The following is a 16,439-nucleotide window of genomic DNA, read 5'->3' as shown; positions in this document are numbered from 1 at the left end:
TGAATTAGCGCTTGATCTGAGACAGGTCACGCACGGCGCCGCGATCGGCCGAGGTGGTCAGCGCAGCATAAGCCTGCAGCGCCTGCGACACATAGCGCTGGCGATCGACCGGCTTCCATGCAGCGTCACCACGGGCGTCCATCGCTACACGGCGTGCAGCCAGTTCTGCGTCGCTGATACGCAGGCTGATAGTACGGGCCGGAATATCGATATCGATCATATCGCCCTCTTCCACCAGACCGATGGCACCACCCTCGGCCGCTTCCGGCGAAGCGTGACCGATCACCAGACCGGAGGAACCGCCGGAGAAGCGGCCATCCGTCAGCAGCGCACAGGCTTTGCCCAGACCTTTGGATTTGATGTACGAAGTCGGGTACAGCATTTCCTGCATGCCGGGACCACCTTTCGGGCCTTCGTAGCGGATGATGACGACATCGCCTTCATGCACGGTATCGCCCAGAATGCCTTCTACTGCAGCGTCCTGGCTTTCGAACACACGTGCCTTGCCGCTGAATTTCAGGATGCTTTCATCCACACCGGCCGTCTTGACGATGCAACCGTTCACGGCCAGATTGCCGTACAGGACGGCCAGACCGCCATCCTGCGAATAGGCGTGCGCCTTGTCGCGGATGCAGCCCGTGCTGCGATCCAGATCGAGTGCCTCGTAACGCTCCGATTGCGAGAACGCCACCTGGGTCGGTACGCCGCCCGGCGCGGCACGGAACAGCTGCTGCACAGCCGCATCGTCGCTCACCTTGATATCGTTGCGCGCAATCGCTTCGGCCAGCGTCGGCGCGTGGATGGTCGGCAGCGAAGTGTCGAGCAGACCGGCACGTGCCAGTTCGCCCAGAATCGCCACGATGCCGCCCGCGCGGTGCACGTCTTCGATGTGGAATTTATCCGTCATCGGCGCTACCTTGCACAGGCAAGGCACTTTGCGCGAGATGCGGTCGATATCGGCCATGTCGAACGCCACGCCAGCTTCGTGCGCTGCTGCCAGCAGGTGCAGCACGGTGTTGGTGGAACCGCCCATGGAGACGTCCAGCGCCATGGCGTTTTCGAACGCGGCCTTGGTGGCGATCGAGCGTGGCAGCACGGAATAGTCGTCCTGCTCGTAGTGGCGCTTGGCCAGTTCCACGATCAGGCGGCCGGCGCGCAGGAACAGCTGTTCGCGGTCGGCGTGGGTAGCGACGATGGTGCCGTTACCGGGCAGGGACAGGCCCAGCGCTTCGGTCAGGCAGTTCATCGAGTTAGCGGTGAACATGCCAGAGCAGGAGCCGCAGGTCGGGCAGGCCGAGCGTTCGATTTCCGCTACATCAGCATCGCTGACGGTCTGGTCGCCGGCCTTGATCATGGCATCGACCAGATCGAGCTTGATGACTTTCTGCGAGCCGTCCACCACTTTCAGCACCTTGCCCGCTTCCATCGGGCCGCCGGAAACGAATACCACCGGAATGTTCAGACGCATGGCGGCCATCAGCATGCCGGGGGTGATCTTGTCGCAGTTGGAGATGCACACCATGGCATCGGCGCAGTGGGCGTTGACCATGTATTCCACCGAATCGGCGATCAGGTCACGCGACGGCAGCGAGTACAGCATGCCGCCGTGGCCCATAGCGATGCCGTCGTCCACGGCGATGGTATTGAATTCCTTGGCGACACCGCCAGCTTTTTCGATCTCGCGTGCCACCAGCTGGCCCAGATCCTTCAGGTGCACGTGGCCCGGCACGAACTGGGTGAAGGAATTGACCACGGCAACGATAGGTTTATCGAAATCGCCATCCTTCATGCCGGTGGCGCGCCACAGGGCGCGGGCGCCGGCCATGTTGCGGCCGTGGGTGGTAGTGCGGGAACGGTATTGCGGCATGATGTCTCTCCGGTAGTGCAACGTATGATGCTTGGACGATAAGGCCGCTTTAAGCGCCTTAGCGTAAGCTATCTAAGCTAAATAAGCTGTTCTAGCCTGACAGCTTGCCTTGCCCCTGCTCTAGTGTCAAATATATGATTTCTACTCCTGTGAGTCGTATAAAATATCACAGAAGAACAGCACTCACGCTCCGGATATGACCAACGACTTACGCAACATCGAACTGCGGCCGCTGCGCTACTTCGTCACCGTGGCGGAAGAACTCCACTTCGGCAAAGCAGCGCTGCGCCTGCACATGACCCAGCCGCCCCTGTCGCAGACCATACAGGCACTGGAACAGCAGCTCGGTGCGCCCCTGTTCGAGCGCAACCGGCGCGGCGTGGCGCTCACCCCAGCGGGACTGGCACTGCTACCCGCTGCGCGCCGTTTGCTGGCGCAGGTACAGGAACTGCCGCAACTGGTACAGCGCGCCGCCGCAGGGGAAGTGGGCAGCCTGACGCTAGCCTTTGTCTCCTCGGCCGACTACAGCGTGCTGCCGCCCTTCCTGCGCGCCTACCGCGCCGCCTATCCGCAGGTGCAGCTCACACTGCAGGAAGCCACCTCCGACCTGCAACTGGATGATCTGCTACAGGGCCGCATCGATGCCGGCCTGCTGATTCCGCCCCTGCCCGACAAGGCGAAACAGGAACTTGATTATCTGCCCGTGCTGAACGAACCGCTGGTGCTGGCCCTGCCGGCCGACCTGCCGGGCGTGAAACGCAAGGGCAAGCTGACGCTGGCCGGCCTGCCGCCGCTGCCGCTGATTATCTTCCCGCGCGCCATATCACCGGCCCTATACGATGCCATCCTGTCCGTGTTCCGCACGGCCGGGCTGACGCCACAGATCGGCCAGCAGGCCATACAGATGCAGACCATCGTCAGTCTGGTCTCGGCCGGCATGGGCATGGCACTGGTGCCGCAGTCGGTCTCCAACCTGATGCGGCCCGGAGTAGAATACCGGGCGCTGGCGGAAGCCACGCCGCTGGTAGAAACCGGGCTGGCATGGCGGCGCGATAACGCTTCGCCGGTACTGCACGGATTTTTGGATTTACTGAGAAAGAGCACCTTATGCTGATACACCCTATGCCCGATCCGATTGCCCTGCATCTGGGTCCGGTTGCCATTCACTGGTATGGCCTGATGTATGTGCTGGCCTTTGCCCTGTTCGTGGCCCTGGGTCGCGTGCGCATCCGTCAGCCGCACATCGCGGCACAGCGCTGGAGCAAGGAAGATCTGGACGACATGCTGTTCTACGGCATGCTGGGGGTGGTAATCGGCGGCCGTCTGGGCGAAGTGCTGTTCTACCATCCGCTCGAATACTTCGCCAATCCGCTGGAAATCTTCAAGGTCTGGCGCGGCGGCATGTCCTTCCACGGCGGCTTCCTCGGCGTGCTGATCGCCATGGCCGTGTGGGCGCGCAAAGCCGGCCGCAACCTGCTCGATGTGTACGACTTCATCGCGCCGCTGGTGCCGCTCGGTTATGCCGCTGGCCGCCTCGGTAACTTCATCAATGCCGAACTACCGGGCCGCGTGGTCAGCGATCCGTCGCTGCCATGGGCCATGCTGTGGCCGGACAATGCCTACCCGCTGGCGCCGAATCCCGTGTTCCTGCAGGGGCTGCGCCATCCGTCGCCGCTGTACCAGATGCTGATCGATGGCCTGCTGGTATTCGTGATTCTGTGGCTGTTTGCACGCAAGCAGCGTCCGCGTCTGGCCGTGGGCGCGTTCTACACGCTGCTGTATGGTTGCGCGCGATTCGGCACGGAATACTTCCGCACGCCGGACTGGGAAACCACGGTGCTGGGCCTGCCGATCACGTCGGGTCAGGTGCTGTCGCTGCCGATGATCGCCGGCGCCATCGCCATGCTGGTCTGGGCCTACACCGTACGCCAGCAAGGCCGCGCGCCGCTGCAGCGCTAGCGCAAGAGCGCCGGCATGGCGGCCCCCGGCCGCCGGCTGCAGCAGAAACTAGTTGAGCGCCTTGTACAGCATATACGCCGCCAGACAGTAGAGCATCACGGCGAAGATTTTCTTCAGCGTCTGTACCGGCAAGCGGTGCGCCGCGCGCGCACCGAACGGCGCCATGCTCACGCTGGCCAGCGCCATTACGGCCAGCGCCGGCACATACACAAAGCCCAGTGCATACGGCGGCAGATCCGGCACCTGCCAGCCGTAATAGATATTCGACAGCGTGCCCGATAGCGCGATGGGGAAACCCAGCGCAGCGCTGGTCGCCACCGCGTTCTGGATGCGCACTCCGCGCCGCATCAGGAAAGGCACGGACAGAAAACCGCCGCCCGCCCCCACCAGTCCCGAAATCACCCCGATCAGCATGCCGGTGCCGAACATGGCGCTGCGGCCAGGCAGATGGGCCGCCGCTGCGTCGTCCTGCGAGGTGGACGCAGCAGCCTTTTTGCCGAACAGGATCTGGGTAGCAGAAATCGTCAGGAATACGGCGAACAGCAAGGCCTGCCCTGCCGAACTCATTTGCTTGGCGATCCAGGGGCCGCACCACGCCCCGAGCAATATGCCCGGCGCCAGCAGGGCCGCCACCGACCACAGCACAGCCCCATGCTGGTGATGGGCGCGAACCGAGGACACGGAAGTGAACATGATCACGCCCAGCGAAGTGGCCACTGCCATGTGGATGATGGCGTGCGGCGCAAAACCCTGCGCCGTAAAGATCATGGTAATGAAAGGCACGAGTATCATGCCGCCGCCTATGCCCAGCATGCCGGCCGCAAAACCGCCGAATGCCCCCATCAGCAATAGCAGCAGGATCAGGCCCGCGCTCATGCAGCGCCTGTCAGCAGCGCCTCGATGTAGCGCCACTGGTCGGGCGTAACCGGCGTAATCGACAGGCGGCTGCCCTTCTGCAGCACCACCATCTCGGCCAGCTCGGGGATGCTACGCAGCTCGGCCAGCGGCAGCAGCCGCGTCTTGTGGGTGCCCTGCACGTCGATGGAAATCCAGCGCGGCTGTTCGGGCGAGGCTTTGGGGTCGTAATAAGGGCTGACCGGATCGAACTGGCTAGCATCGGGATAGGGCTGGCTGACGATGCGCGCCAGACCGGCTATGCCCGGCTGCGCACAACTGGAATGGTAGAACAGCACACCATCGCCCTCGCGCATGGCATCGCGCATGAAATTACGCGCCTGATAGTTACGCACACCGAACCATGCGGTGGTGCGGTTGGGCGAGGCCATCACATCGTCCATGCTCACTTCATCGGGCTCGGACTTCATCAACCAGTATTGCATTGCTTTGCTCCAGACGAAAAAAAGCGGCTGCGCATTCTCATGCAAGCAACCGCTTCAAGGTATTCGGCCCCGCCTGTGCCGTCTTTGCCGGCATCCCGAACCGAATGGTTCAAGGTGGTCACAGTTAGTTCAATTTCGGGTTCATCGGACTAGCGACGCTCACGCCCATCAAACAAAATTCCGCAACCGGTGCACATAAATGGTTCAAGGACTATATGGCAATCGCGAACACCGCAGGGTAGAACGCAGTTTACTCCTTTGTGCGCCGCAAAGGAAGAAAAAACCGGAATTAAAACAGGGTTTCTTGCGGCGTTAGAGCGCCATCAAGAACCTGATGCATGGCGCTCATCTTGGTCTGCATATCCAGCAGCGACATATCCGACAGCGGCCCGGCCGGCGAGCGGGCCGACAGGAATTCCGCCGCCACGCCCAGCGCTGCCATCACGGCGATACGGTCATTACCCTTGATCTTGCCGGCATCACGGATGGCCGTCATTTTCTTGTCGAGGAAGGCGGCCGCTTCGCGCAGCGCGCGTTCCTCGCCCTCTTTGCAGACGAGGCGATACGCTGCGCCCATGATGGTCACATCGACAGTGCTCATTGTGCTTCCTCACTGGCAGGCAATTCCTCGGGGTCTATCTCCTCCTCGAGCGCAGGAATCTGTTCCAGCAGGGCGGCCACACGTGCGGACGCTTCTCCCAGCTTGCGCTGGTAGCCCATGTTTTCCACTACCAGTGCTGAATTAGCCTGCCGTAGCTGGGCATTTTCGCGGCGCAGAGCGTGGGTCAGTTCGGCCAGCTGGTCGATTTTGTCGGAGAGTTCTTGGAAATCTGGAATCATCCCACCACTATAGGGAGCACGCCGTGCGGCGTCAACCATCATACGTGCGGCGTGCAGCGTCTCCGACGACAAAGGCACAAATAATTTCCGCATGGCTGACGCTAGCAGCGCAGCGTGCAAGTATCAGGCTTGATCCCCCGCACGTAGAGGCCTAGGGGCGGCGCGGGCTGGCGTCTTGTAGCTTGCGAGCAAGAATCCTCTCTGAAAATGTGCTTTTTTGCGCCCGCGCAAATTTTACGCCTTGAAATGGGCAGGGGTCGTCCCTATAATTGGCACTCGATACGGAGGAGTGCTAACAGTCTGCTTCGTTAAATTTCCGCTGCGGCAACCTTGTTGAAGCAGCAACAAACTGTACCATTGTTAATCATTAAGGAGTTTTGTATGAACCTTCGCCCTTTGAACGATCGCGTAATCGTCAAACGCCTCGACCAGGAAACCAAAACTGCGTCCGGCCTGATCATCCCTGATGCGGCTGCTGAGAAACCAGATCAAGGCGAAGTCCTGGCTGTAGGCAATGGCAAGATTCTGGAAGACGGCAAAGTCCGTCCACTGGATGTCAAAGTAGGCGACCGCGTTCTGTTCGGCAAATACGCCGGCCAGACCGTCAAAGTTGACGGTCAAGAACTGATGGTGATGCGCGAAGAAGACATCATGGCCATCGTGGTCAAGTAAGACCAGCGATAGACCTCGACCCACCCTTATTTCGGAGAATTAAACATGGCAGCTAAAGATGTAGTATTCGGCGACGCAGCGCGCGCCAAAATGGTTGAAGGCGTGAACGTACTGGCCAACGCCGTTAAAGTAACCCTGGGCCCTAAAGGCCGCAACGTAGTGCTGGAGCGTTCGTTCGGCGCCCCTACCGTGACCAAGGACGGTGTATCGGTTGCTAAAGAAGTCGAACTGAAAGACAAGCTGCAGAACATGGGCGCGCAGATGGTCAAAGAAGTGGCCTCGCGCACCAGCGACAACGCTGGCGACGGCACCACCACCGCAACCGTACTGGCACAAGCCATCGTGCGCGAAGGCATGAAGTTCGTGGCCGCCGGCATGAACCCGATGGACCTGAAGCGCGGTATCGACAAGGCCGTTGCTGCGACCGTCGAACAGATCGCTGTGATCGCCCGTCCATGCACCACCACCAAAGAAATCGCTCAAGTTGGCTCGATCTCGGCTAACTCGGACACCTCAATCGGCGACCGTATCGCTGAAGCGATGGAAAAAGTCGGCAAAGAAGGCGTGATCACCGTTGAAGACGGCAAATCGCTGAACGACGAACTGGACATCGTTGAAGGTATGCAGTTCGACCGCGGCTACCTGTCGCCATACTTCATCAACAACCAAGAGAAGCAAGTTGCTGCACTGGACAACCCGTTTGTTCTGCTGTGCGACAAGAAAATCTCGAACATCCGTGACCTGCTGCCAGTACTGGAGCAAGTTGCCAAGTCGGGCCGTCCACTGCTGATCATCGCTGAAGACATCGAAGGCGAAGCACTGGCAACTCTGGTCGTGAACAACATCCGCGGCATCCTGAAAACCTGCGCAGTGAAAGCCCCAGGCTTCGGCGACCGTCGTAAAGCCATGCTGGAAGACATCGCTATCCTGACCGGCGGCCAGGTCGTTGCTGAAGAAGTTGGTCTGACCCTGGAAAAAATCACCCTGGAAGAACTGGGCCAGGCTAAACGCATCGAAATCGGCAAAGAAAACACCACCGTGATCGACGGCGCTGGCCAGGCTGCTGCCATCGAAGCGCGCGTAAAACAGATCCGCGTTCAGATCGAAGAAGCGACTTCGGACTACGACCGCGAAAAACTGCAAGAGCGCGTAGCCAAACTGGCTGGCGGCGTTGCCGTGATCAAAGTCGGTGCTGCCACCGAAGTTGAAATGAAAGAGAAAAAAGCCCGCGTTGAAGACGCACTGCACGCAACCCGCGCAGCTGTGGAAGAAGGCATTGTGCCAGGCGGCGGCGTAGCGCTGCTGCGTGCCCGTGCTGCACTGAACGTCAAAGGCGACAACCCGGACCAGGACGCAGGTATCAAGATCGTTCTGCGCGCAATGGAAGAGCCTCTGCGCATGATCGTTCAGAACGCCGGCGAAGAAGCTTCGGTGGTGGTTGCAGCCGTTCTGGCTGGCTCGGGTAACTACGGTTACAACGCTGCCAACGGCACCTACGGCGACATGGTTGAAATGGGCGTGCTGGATCCAGCTAAAGTCACCCGCTCGGCTCTGCAGAACGCAGCGTCGATCGCTGGCCTGATGCTGACCACCGACTGCATGATCGCTGAAGTAGCCGAAGACAAACCAGCCGGCGGCATGGGCGGCATGGGTGGTATGGGCGGCATGGGCGGCATGGACGGCATGATGTAATGACCAAGGGACGGCAGCGCCGTCCCTTAGCCAGCCTCGCTAGCAAAAAAGGGCAGATCGCGCGATCTGCCCTTTTTGTTTTGCCCGACCTGACCCCGGCTTTGCGATTTGGCTTCAGGCGTCGTGGTAGGCCGCTTCCAGCTCTTCACGACGCGGCGCGTCGGCGATATGCACGATCAAGGTTTCGCGCAGCGCCAGCGCCGGATGGGTGGCGCGGTGGCGCGCATACCAGAACACTTCTTCCAGTTCGTCGTCTTCGTGGGCCGTAACGATCACGGCGCGTTCGGCCGGTACATCGTCGTAATCGGCCGCTTCCAGCGCTGCATCTTCCAGCGCTTCACGCCATGCTTCGCAGTCCTTGCCCCATACCAGCGCCAGCATGCAGCCCGATTCCACCAGACCGCGCGCCAGCTCCCACATGCTCATCTCGGCCACTTCGCCATCGAGGATGACGATGGCCTGAAACTGCCCCATGCCTTTCAGTTCAGGCAGAGGACTATCGGGAACGAGGTGCAGATATTTGAGCGTGTGGTTTTGCATGGTGTGAGGTCTCGCGCGTTGCAGCCGGCACCAACGTCGATGCCGGTCAAGGCCAGCATTCTCGCCTGATTCGGCGCCCTGCGCAATCATCCGCCTAGCCGTAGCGGTAGGCAGCTACGCCGGGCACTGCTACCTGCGCAGCAAATAACGCCCCGCTGAGCGGATAGGCTTGCAGCTGTTCCGGCGTGTTGTCCTCGCACGCCGTAGTAATGTAGAGCGTACGCAGATCCGGCCCGCCCAGCGTGCACGAGGCAGGATTGCGGGCAGCCACCGTAACGGTTTCCAGCAAGGTGGCATCGGGCGCATAGCGGCACACCCGGCCACCGCCCCACTGTGCAATCCACAGACAGCCTGCGCTATCGACCGTCATGCCGTCCGGTGCGCCTTCCTCGTCGCCGAACTGGCGCCACAGACGCGGCTCGCCCAGCGTGCCGTCGGCCGCCAGCGGATAGGTATAGATGCGGCCCTGATAGCTGTCCGTGTGGTACAGCGTGGTGCCATCGGGACTCAGCGCCGGCCCATTGCAGATATGGTAATTATCATCGGCCACGCTCAGGCTCAGGTCGGGCGCCAGCCGGAACAGGCGCCCTGCGGCCTGCGCATAATCCGTGTTGTGCATGGAGCCGGCCCAGATACGGCCCTTACTATCGGCCTTGGCGTCATTCATGCGCAGGCCGCTGCCTTCGGCAAACGGGCGCGCCACATAGTCGATGCGTACTTGCGGTTCCAGCCACAGGCGCGCAATGCCATCGCGCAGACCGGCCATGAAACCATCGCCATCGCGGCGCGGCACCAGCCAGCAGATATAGTCCGGCATATCCCAGCGATGGCGCTGGCCATCCGCCAGATCAAGCGCATGCAGGGCGCAGCCTTTCAGATCGACGAAATACAGGCGCTTCTGCTGTGCCATCCACAGCGGGCCCTCGCCCAGTTGCGCGCCCAGTGGCCAGATGCACTGCGCTTCCTGCTTGCTCATACGCTGTTCTCCAGAATTCGAATCCGCCATCATACGATTAAATTACCGCTAGCCGGGCGTGTCTTGGTGCTGCCATGGTACGGAAAAACACCGCGCGCCTCCAATGAATTATCTCGTCCGGCCAATACCAAAATGGTATCGGCAAGGCTGAAAATAGGCCGAAATCGTTGCCCCTGAGGTAGCTTTGGTTTAGTATGGCCGACAATTATGTTGCCCAGGTCAGCAAGTTTATGGAATCGCATACCCAGTCCTCCCGAAATCTGTTTCTTGCAGGCGTAATCGCCGGAGCGACCCTGCTGGGCGGAGGGCTTTATTTCGCAAACCAGACCCAGGCCGGCGCTCCCGGCGCGATAGCTCCGGCACTGCCGGCGGCCAGCGCCAGCAGCAGCACGGCCGCCAGCGCGCCAGCCAGCACGGCCAGCGTGCCGCGTGCCAGCAGTGCGCCCGTACCGGTCGCCACGGCCGAAGCCCATCACCTGCACAGCAAGGAACAGAGTGCCGCAGCGCTGATGGCCCTGCCGGAACTGCAGGCATGGTCGGCGATTATCGAAAAGAACTCGGGCGGCAAATCGCGCGGCGCCCTGATCGAATACGATCCGACCCCGCGCAAACTCAACGGCAAGCTGTACTACCAGTTCAGCTTCGTCGATAACAGCAGCGATGCAGCCCAGCGCTGGGAAAGCTTCCTCGTTTCGTCGAGCGACGACGAGATCCTGGTGGAAGATGCCAGCACCGATGAAGTGATCAGTCTGGCGCGCTGGCGCCGTGAAAAACACCCGTCCAAGCGCACCAGCATCGACGGTTAAGCCTTGGCTGCCAGCGGTGCTGGCGCCACGCCGGCACCCACCCGTCCTATCCAGATCACCGCAAACAGCGTCAGGCCCACGGCCAGCCAGCCATTCAGGCCATAGCCGCTGATATGCCCGCCCGCTTCCGTCTGCAGCAGCAGACCGCCCAGCAGTGCCCCTACCCCGTTACCCATGGACTGTATGGCCGAATTAGCGCTGAGGAAGGCACCACGCCGTGCCGGCTGCGGCACCGTCGTCATCAGCGCCTGCAGCGGAATATTCCGCCCCGATAGCGCCGTCATGAAGAAGGGGAAGAACAGCAGCACACCCCACAGCGGTATCTGCGGCATATGGGTCATGAACATAATCGGCAGCAGCGAGAACAGCGCCACGGCGCGGTAGACGAACTGCGGCCCGGCCTGGTCGGACCAGCGGCCGATGCGACGCGCACTGAATAGCGTGGCCACCCCGCCCGCCAGATACACGAAAGTGATTTCGGCCGGCTGCACGCCGATGTTATTCACCAGTACGGGCGAAATGAACGGGATCACCAGCATGCCCGTCAGCATATTCACGCCGGACAGCAAAAAGGCTTTCTGGTGATCGGGCACACGGTACAGCGCCAGCAGCTCGGGCAGCACCTGCGCCAGCGGCACGCGCCGCGCCAGATGGCCGTCGAGCGCGGGCAGCACGCGCCACGCTGCCGCCCAGATCAGCAGCGAGAACACCACCAGCAGATAGAACGGCGCAGCCCAGCCATAGTGGGCCGCCAGCATCACGCCGGTCGGCACGCCCGCTACTGCGGCCAGACTGAAGGAGGTCATGACGATGCCGGTGGCCGCACCGCGCCGCTCGGCCGGAATCAGATCGCCGATGATGGCCATGATGATGGAGGCCAGCACGCCGCCCGTCAGGCCGGCAAAGGCACGCGACAGCACCAGCACATGGAAGCTGGGCGCTACGGCGCAGGCCAGATTCGAGACGGTGAACAGCGCGAACATGGTCAGCAGCAGACGCTTGCGGTCGAAACGGTCGATATACATGGAGGCCAGCAGGCCGGAGATACCGGCGCACCACGCGTAGGCCGACACGGCGCCTGAAACGGCGGCCGGTGTTATGTCGAAGGCGCGCATCAGTTGCGGTGCCAGCGGCATCATCACCATGAAATCCATGATGACGGTGAACTGGGTCAGCGCCAGCAGCCAGAGCACGATGCGTTCGCGCGCCGGTGCCAGCACCCCAGCCGAAGCGGGTATAGTCTGACTCATTCCAGCCCCTGTATTTCTGCCGTCGCGCGGCGCAGCACGGCGCGGATGGCGTCGAGGCGCTGCGGATTGGACTGGAAATCCTGCGCCTGCGAGATCACCGCGTGCTTGAGTTCATGCATCAGGGTGCGCAGATCATCGCGTGCGTCGGCCGGATCACCCATGCGCTTCTGGATCGCATCGACGAACTGGCGGTTCTCGGCCAGAAACGCCTCGCCTTCCGGCGTAATGGTGTGCAGCTTCTTGTTGCCGTCGGCACTGGCAACTACATGGCCCATATCGAGCAGCATGGATAGCAGCGGATAGATGGCGCCGGGGCTGGGCGTATAGGCACCGCCCGAACGCTGCTCCAGCTCCTTGATGATTTCATAGCCGTGGCGCGGCTTCTCGGCGATCAGCTGCAGCACGATGTAGCGCATGGCACCCGCATCGAACATTTTCGGACCACGGCCGCGGCCACCGCCGCGCAGACCGTGATGTTCGCCATGGCTGGCGTGATGGCGGTGCTGGTGATGTAAAAATTTAAACATGATAGAGCTCCTTAAGATATGGCAACTTAAGTCATATCTTCTTACGATATAACTTAATAAGATATATCTTAAACTCTTTTCTAAAGAATGCAAGCAAAATTCGGGGTCAGATCTGTCATTCGGACAGTCGACGAATTAGTTTGAGCACGCGCAATATGGACGTAAAAAGTCAAAGACGCATTCCGACTCACGCCAGATGCGCGAGTACAGAATGCGTCTTGAGTTTGCTCAATGATGCGGGGTCAATGTCCGAATGACAGACCTGACCCCGAATTGGTAGTGAGTAGATTAGCTGTCGAGGTGGGAGATCAGCAAACGGCGGCTGTCGGCATCGCCGGTGCTGGCCTTATGCTCGACCACCAGACGGGAGTTCTGCGTGTCGAGCGAAATACCGACCGACAGAATATCGATCAGCAGCAGCTGCAGTATGCGCGATATCATCGACAGGAAGGTGGTGCTGTCTTCGCTGTGATCGACCGCCAGACAGACGCTGGCCTTCTTGGCCAGTGGCGAATTGCTGGCAGTGATGGCGATAACATCGGCACCGGCCGCCCGCGCTGCATCGACAGCTTCCAGCAGTTCCGGCAGACGGCCCGAATTCGAAATGGCGATCACCACATCGCCCGGATTGAGCAGCTCGGCCGCCAGCGTCAGCAGGTGCGAATCGCCATAGGCCGAAGTCGGAATACGGAAGCGGAAGAATTTGTGCTGGCCATCCAGCGCCACCACGCGCGAATTGCCCATGGCGTAGAACTCGACGCGCTTGGCCTTGGCCACCAGCGCTATCGCCTTGTCGAGCGAACGCACATCGAGCTGGTCGCGGAATTTCAGAATCGCCGAAACCGTATTATCGATGACCTTGGCGCTCAGATCGTGCGTGCTGTCGCTGACCCGCACCTGACTGTGACGTACCGGAATGGCGCCCGTCAGGCTGCTGGCAAACTTCAGTTTGAAATCGGCCAGACCGAGGAAGCCCAGCGAACGGCAGAAGCGGATCACGGTCGGCTGGCTGACTTCGGCCAGACGGGCGATATCGGCGATCGGTTCGTTCAGCACGAGGCGCGGCTGTTCCAGTACCAGCTGGGCCACGCGCTGCTCGGCCGGCGTCAGCTCGTGCTGCAGATGCTGCACCCGTTCCATCAGGGTGTTGGCGCCGCTGCGGCCGCGCAGGTGTTCGGACAATATCGTCGCCACACCGTAGAAAGCCGGATTCGGCGTGGTAATCACATAGGTGGGAATCTCGGCCAGATAGCTGGTGAAGCGGCCCTTGGCTTCAAAGCGGGCGCGGAACGGCGAGGTAGCAAACCACTCGCCCATGCGCGGCACGATGCCGCCGCCGATGAACACACCGCCGAAAGCCCCCAGCGTGACGGCCAGATTGGCGCTGGCGCCGCCCAGCATGGCGCAGAAGCATTCCAGCACTTCCATGCACAGCGGGTCTTTGTCCGTCAGCGCACCGGCCATGATTTCCTGCGACGTCAGATCGCGCACCTGACGGCCATTGCGTTTGGCGATGGCGCGGTAGATGATTTCCATGCCGGGGCCGGAGATCAGACGTTCGGTCGACACGTGCGACCAGGTCTGCCATGCGTATTGCAGTATCGCGTATTCGCGCTCATCGGCCGGGGCAAAGTTGGTGTGGCCACCTTCCGATCCCAGCGTGACGAAACCATCGACAGTAGGGATCACACCCGAGACACCGAGACCGGTGCCGGGACCGAGCACGCCGATCACGGAATTCGAGGCCGGCTTGCCGCCGCCCACCTGCATCAGGTCGGACGATTTCAGACCCGGCAGCGACATGGCCAGCGCAGTAAAGTCGTTCACCACCAGCAGCGTATGCAGGCCCAGTGCGCGCCGCACTTCGTCGGTGGAGAATTCCCACGCGCGGTTGGTCATGCGCACATAGTCGCCGCTGACGGGATTGGCCACCGCCAGTGCGGCGTGGTTGAGCGTCAGGTCGGCATGGTCGGACAGATAGGATCGCAACATGGCGACGATGTCGGTGTAATCGTCGCACTTGAGCACGCGCACCGCGCGGAATTCGCCGGGCGCCGTCTGCAGGGCAAAGCGGGCATGGGTCGCGCCGATGTCGGCCAGCAGGCGCGGGCCGTCAGCAAAGGCGGTACGGTTCAGTTTTTCATCCACTTCGGCTTGTTTCATTGTCTATACAGTTAAAACAGTTGGCGGAAGCATACCCGAAATACCCGAGGTTAAAAAGCCGGAGCGGCAAATCCCCGGCCTGTTTACGACACTATCAGGCGGCGTAGCCGAACCACGCACCGAAGGCGGGCAGCTCGACCTGACCATTCAGCACCGAACCTGGCAGGCCATAGCCGGCCAGCTGTTCGGCACCGGCAGCCTGCGGCAGTGCGCAGCTGACAGGCGCGCCACTCAGATTGAACACGGCGATGATGCTGCGCTCACCTGCCGCGTCACGGCACAGCGCCAGCACGGGTTCCGGTGCATCGAAGAACTCGATACCGCCACGGGTCAGCTGGGGGAACTGACGGCGCCAGGCGATAAAGTGGCGGGTAAATTCCAGTGACGATTGCGCATCGCCTTCCTGTTTCGACGCTGCCTTGGCCAGATGGTCGGGCGAGACGGGCAGCCACGGCTTACCCGTGGTGAAGCCGCCATTGGCGGCATCGCTCCAGGCCATCGGCGTACGGCAGCCGTCGCGACCTTTGAACTCGGGCCAGAAGGTAATGCCGTACGGGTCCTGCAACAGTTCGAACGGCACATCGGCTTCGGCAAACGCCAGCTCGTCACCCTGATACAGACAAGGCGTGCCTTTCAGCGACAGCTGCATGGCCAGTATCATCTTGGCGAAAGCGGCCGGCGCCTCGGGGCCGCCCCAGCGGGTGGCCACACGCTGCACGTCGTGATTGCCGACCGACCACGAGGCCCAGCCGCCCTTCACGCGCGCTTCGAAATTCTCCACCTGCTGGCGGATGTAGTGGGCCGAGCATTGCGGCACCAGCAGATTGAAGCTGTAGGCCATGTGCAGCTTGTCGCCGTCGGCCGTGTACTCGGCCATCACAGCCAGCGAATCGTCAGCGCCCACTTCACCGATAGCCACTGCCTGATATTCGTTGAGCAGTGCGCGCAGCTTCTGCAGGAAAGGCAGGTTCTCGGGCCGGCTCTTGTCGTAGATGTGCGCCTGCATGCCATACGGGTTCACGTCCGACACGGTGGCCGTATCGCGGTTGGTAGCCGGCGGGTTGCTGCGCAGCTCAGTGTCATGGAAGTGGAAGTTGCAGGCGTCCAGACGAATGCCGTCCACACCGCGCTCGAGCCAGAAACGCAGCGCATCGAGGTGGGCCTGCTGCACAGCCGGGCTATGGAAGTTCAGATCCGGCTGGCTAGTGAGGAAATTATGTAAATAGTATTGACGACGGCGCGTATCCCACTGCCACGAGGAGCCGCCGAATACCGACATCCAGTTGTTGGGCGGGTTGCCATCCGGTGCAGGATCGGCCCACACATACCAGTCGGCTTTAGGATTATCGCGGCTGGAGCGGCTCTCCTTGAACCACGGGTGCTCTTCCGCCGTGTGCGACATCACCTGATCGATCATGATCTTCAGGCCCAGACTGTGCGCCTTGGCGATCATGCTATCGAAATCGGCCAGCGTGCCGAACATCGGGTCCACATCGCAGTAGTCGGAAATGTCGTAGCCGAAGTCCTTCATGGGCGATTTGAAGAAAGGCGAAATCCAGACGATGTCCACGCCCAGCGATGCGATATAGTCCAGCTTGGCCGTAATCCCCGGCAGATCCCCTACGCCGTCGCCATTGGTATCCATGAAACTGCGCGGATAAATCTGGTAAATAATTGCTTCGCGATACCAGTCCGACGCATGCGGGGAGACTTGTGTAAGTTGCTTGGTCATATGAGAATCCGGGGTGGGCCCGGCGGTGGATTATGTTTGTAGAGAATATACATCACGATTCTATAATTTTCAATC

General features: G+C 61.1%; 16 protein-coding genes and 1 other RNA gene. 5 read left to right on the top strand and 12 right to left on the bottom strand.

The annotated features are described in order from the left end of the window. Positions 1-4: 4 nt before the first annotated feature. Positions 5-1,867, bottom strand: coding sequence for a dihydroxy-acid dehydratase (gene ilvD, locus GTP23_RS03380; protein WP_161033859.1), 1,863 nt, complete (start codon positions 1,865-1,867; stop codon positions 5-7). 196 nt (positions 1,868-2,063) lie between these two features. Here ilvD and GTP23_RS03375 point away from each other — a divergent pair, with 196 nt between their 5' ends. Further along, positions 2,064-2,981, top strand: a complete 918-nt coding sequence (locus tag GTP23_RS03375) for a LysR family transcriptional regulator (protein ID WP_161033858.1) — start codon at positions 2,064-2,066, stop codon at positions 2,979-2,981. Next, on the top strand, positions 2,975-3,826 hold the full coding sequence (gene lgt, locus GTP23_RS03370) for a prolipoprotein diacylglyceryl transferase (RefSeq protein WP_161033857.1): 852 nt from the start codon (positions 2,975-2,977) through the stop codon (positions 3,824-3,826). Before GTP23_RS03375 ends, lgt begins: the two co-directional genes overlap by 7 nt. 48 nt (positions 3,827-3,874) lie before the next feature. On the opposite strand, the gene GTP23_RS03365 is transcribed toward lgt, so the two are convergent. From GTP23_RS03365 to GTP23_RS03345, 5 genes are all read right to left on the bottom strand, one after another. Then, on the bottom strand, positions 3,875-4,702 hold the full coding sequence (locus GTP23_RS03365; protein ID WP_161033856.1) for a sulfite exporter TauE/SafE family protein: 828 nt from the start codon (positions 4,700-4,702) through the stop codon (positions 3,875-3,877). Then, positions 4,699-5,166: an EVE domain-containing protein gene (locus GTP23_RS03360; protein ID WP_161033855.1), complete on the bottom strand. Its 468-nt coding sequence runs from the start codon at positions 5,164-5,166 to the stop codon at positions 4,699-4,701. The genes GTP23_RS03365 and GTP23_RS03360 overlap by 4 nt, the downstream gene beginning before the upstream one ends. Positions 5,167-5,228: 62 nt before the next feature. Beyond that, positions 5,229-5,409: non-coding RNA, 6S RNA (gene ssrS, locus GTP23_RS03355), on the bottom strand. Between the two features lie 46 nt (positions 5,410-5,455). After that, the gene (locus GTP23_RS03350; protein WP_161033854.1) at positions 5,456-5,767 is read right to left on the bottom strand and encodes a cell division protein ZapA; all 312 of its coding nucleotides are present in this window, start codon (positions 5,765-5,767) and stop codon (positions 5,456-5,458) included. Continuing rightward, positions 5,764-6,006 (bottom strand): hypothetical protein, encoded by a 243-nt coding sequence (locus GTP23_RS03345; RefSeq protein ID WP_161033853.1) that lies wholly within the window; start codon positions 6,004-6,006, stop codon positions 5,764-5,766. Before GTP23_RS03345 ends, GTP23_RS03350 begins: the two co-directional genes overlap by 4 nt. Positions 6,007-6,387: 381 nt before the next feature. Between GTP23_RS03345 and groES the strand changes: the two genes are divergently transcribed. After that, entirely contained in the window at positions 6,388-6,678 is a 291-nt protein-coding gene (gene groES, locus GTP23_RS03340; protein ID WP_008451606.1) for a co-chaperone GroES, read from the top strand. Positions 6,679-6,723: 45 nt separating this feature from the next. After that, complete coding sequence (gene groL / locus GTP23_RS03335; protein ID WP_161033852.1) at positions 6,724-8,370, top strand: chaperonin GroEL; 1,647 nt, start codon at positions 6,724-6,726, stop codon at positions 8,368-8,370. Between the two features lie 114 nt (positions 8,371-8,484). Here the strand turns inward: groL and GTP23_RS03330 are convergent, their stop codons facing one another. Together GTP23_RS03330 and GTP23_RS03325 are read right to left on the bottom strand one after the other, a co-directional pair. Then, positions 8,485-8,910, bottom strand: a complete 426-nt coding sequence (locus tag GTP23_RS03330) for a DUF7684 family protein (RefSeq protein WP_202411902.1) — start codon at positions 8,908-8,910, stop codon at positions 8,485-8,487. Positions 8,911-9,004: 94 nt separating this feature from the next. Next, positions 9,005-9,886, bottom strand: coding sequence for an SMP-30/gluconolactonase/LRE family protein (locus tag GTP23_RS03325; RefSeq protein WP_161033851.1), 882 nt, complete (start codon positions 9,884-9,886; stop codon positions 9,005-9,007). A 230-nt stretch (positions 9,887-10,116) separates the two neighbouring features. Here GTP23_RS03325 and GTP23_RS22685 point away from each other — a divergent pair, with 230 nt between their 5' ends. Further along, the gene (locus tag GTP23_RS22685) at positions 10,117-10,692 is read left to right on the top strand and encodes a hypothetical protein (protein ID WP_229255905.1); all 576 of its coding nucleotides are present in this window, start codon (positions 10,117-10,119) and stop codon (positions 10,690-10,692) included. On the opposite strand, the gene GTP23_RS03315 is transcribed toward GTP23_RS22685, so the two are convergent. The 4 genes from GTP23_RS03315 to GTP23_RS03300 form a co-directional block, all read right to left on the bottom strand. Further along, positions 10,689-11,942 (bottom strand): MFS transporter, encoded by a 1,254-nt coding sequence (locus GTP23_RS03315; protein ID WP_161033850.1) that lies wholly within the window; start codon positions 11,940-11,942, stop codon positions 10,689-10,691. The genes GTP23_RS22685 and GTP23_RS03315 overlap by 4 nt on opposite strands. Beyond that, positions 11,939-12,469: a PadR family transcriptional regulator gene (locus tag GTP23_RS03310; RefSeq protein WP_161033849.1), complete on the bottom strand. Its 531-nt coding sequence runs from the start codon at positions 12,467-12,469 to the stop codon at positions 11,939-11,941. The genes GTP23_RS03315 and GTP23_RS03310 overlap by 4 nt, the downstream gene beginning before the upstream one ends. A gap of 288 nt (positions 12,470-12,757) precedes the next feature. Beyond that, positions 12,758-14,632: a glucokinase gene (locus GTP23_RS03305; protein WP_161033848.1), complete on the bottom strand. Its 1,875-nt coding sequence runs from the start codon at positions 14,630-14,632 to the stop codon at positions 12,758-12,760. Positions 14,633-14,726: 94 nt separating this feature from the next. Next, positions 14,727-16,364 carry an alpha-amylase family glycosyl hydrolase gene (locus GTP23_RS03300; protein ID WP_161033847.1) on the bottom strand — a complete coding sequence of 546 codons (1,638 nt, stop codon included), beginning with the start codon at positions 16,362-16,364 and terminating at the stop codon, positions 14,727-14,729. Positions 16,365-16,439: the final 75 nt, after the last annotated feature.

Origin of the sequence: Duganella fentianensis (assembly GCF_009857835.1) — a bacterium.
Taxonomy (GTDB): Bacteria; Pseudomonadota; Gammaproteobacteria; order Burkholderiales; family Burkholderiaceae_D; genus Rugamonas; species Rugamonas fentianensis.
The sequence above is the reverse complement of the archived record's forward strand: the minus strand, read 5'-3'. Positions and strand labels throughout refer to the sequence as shown.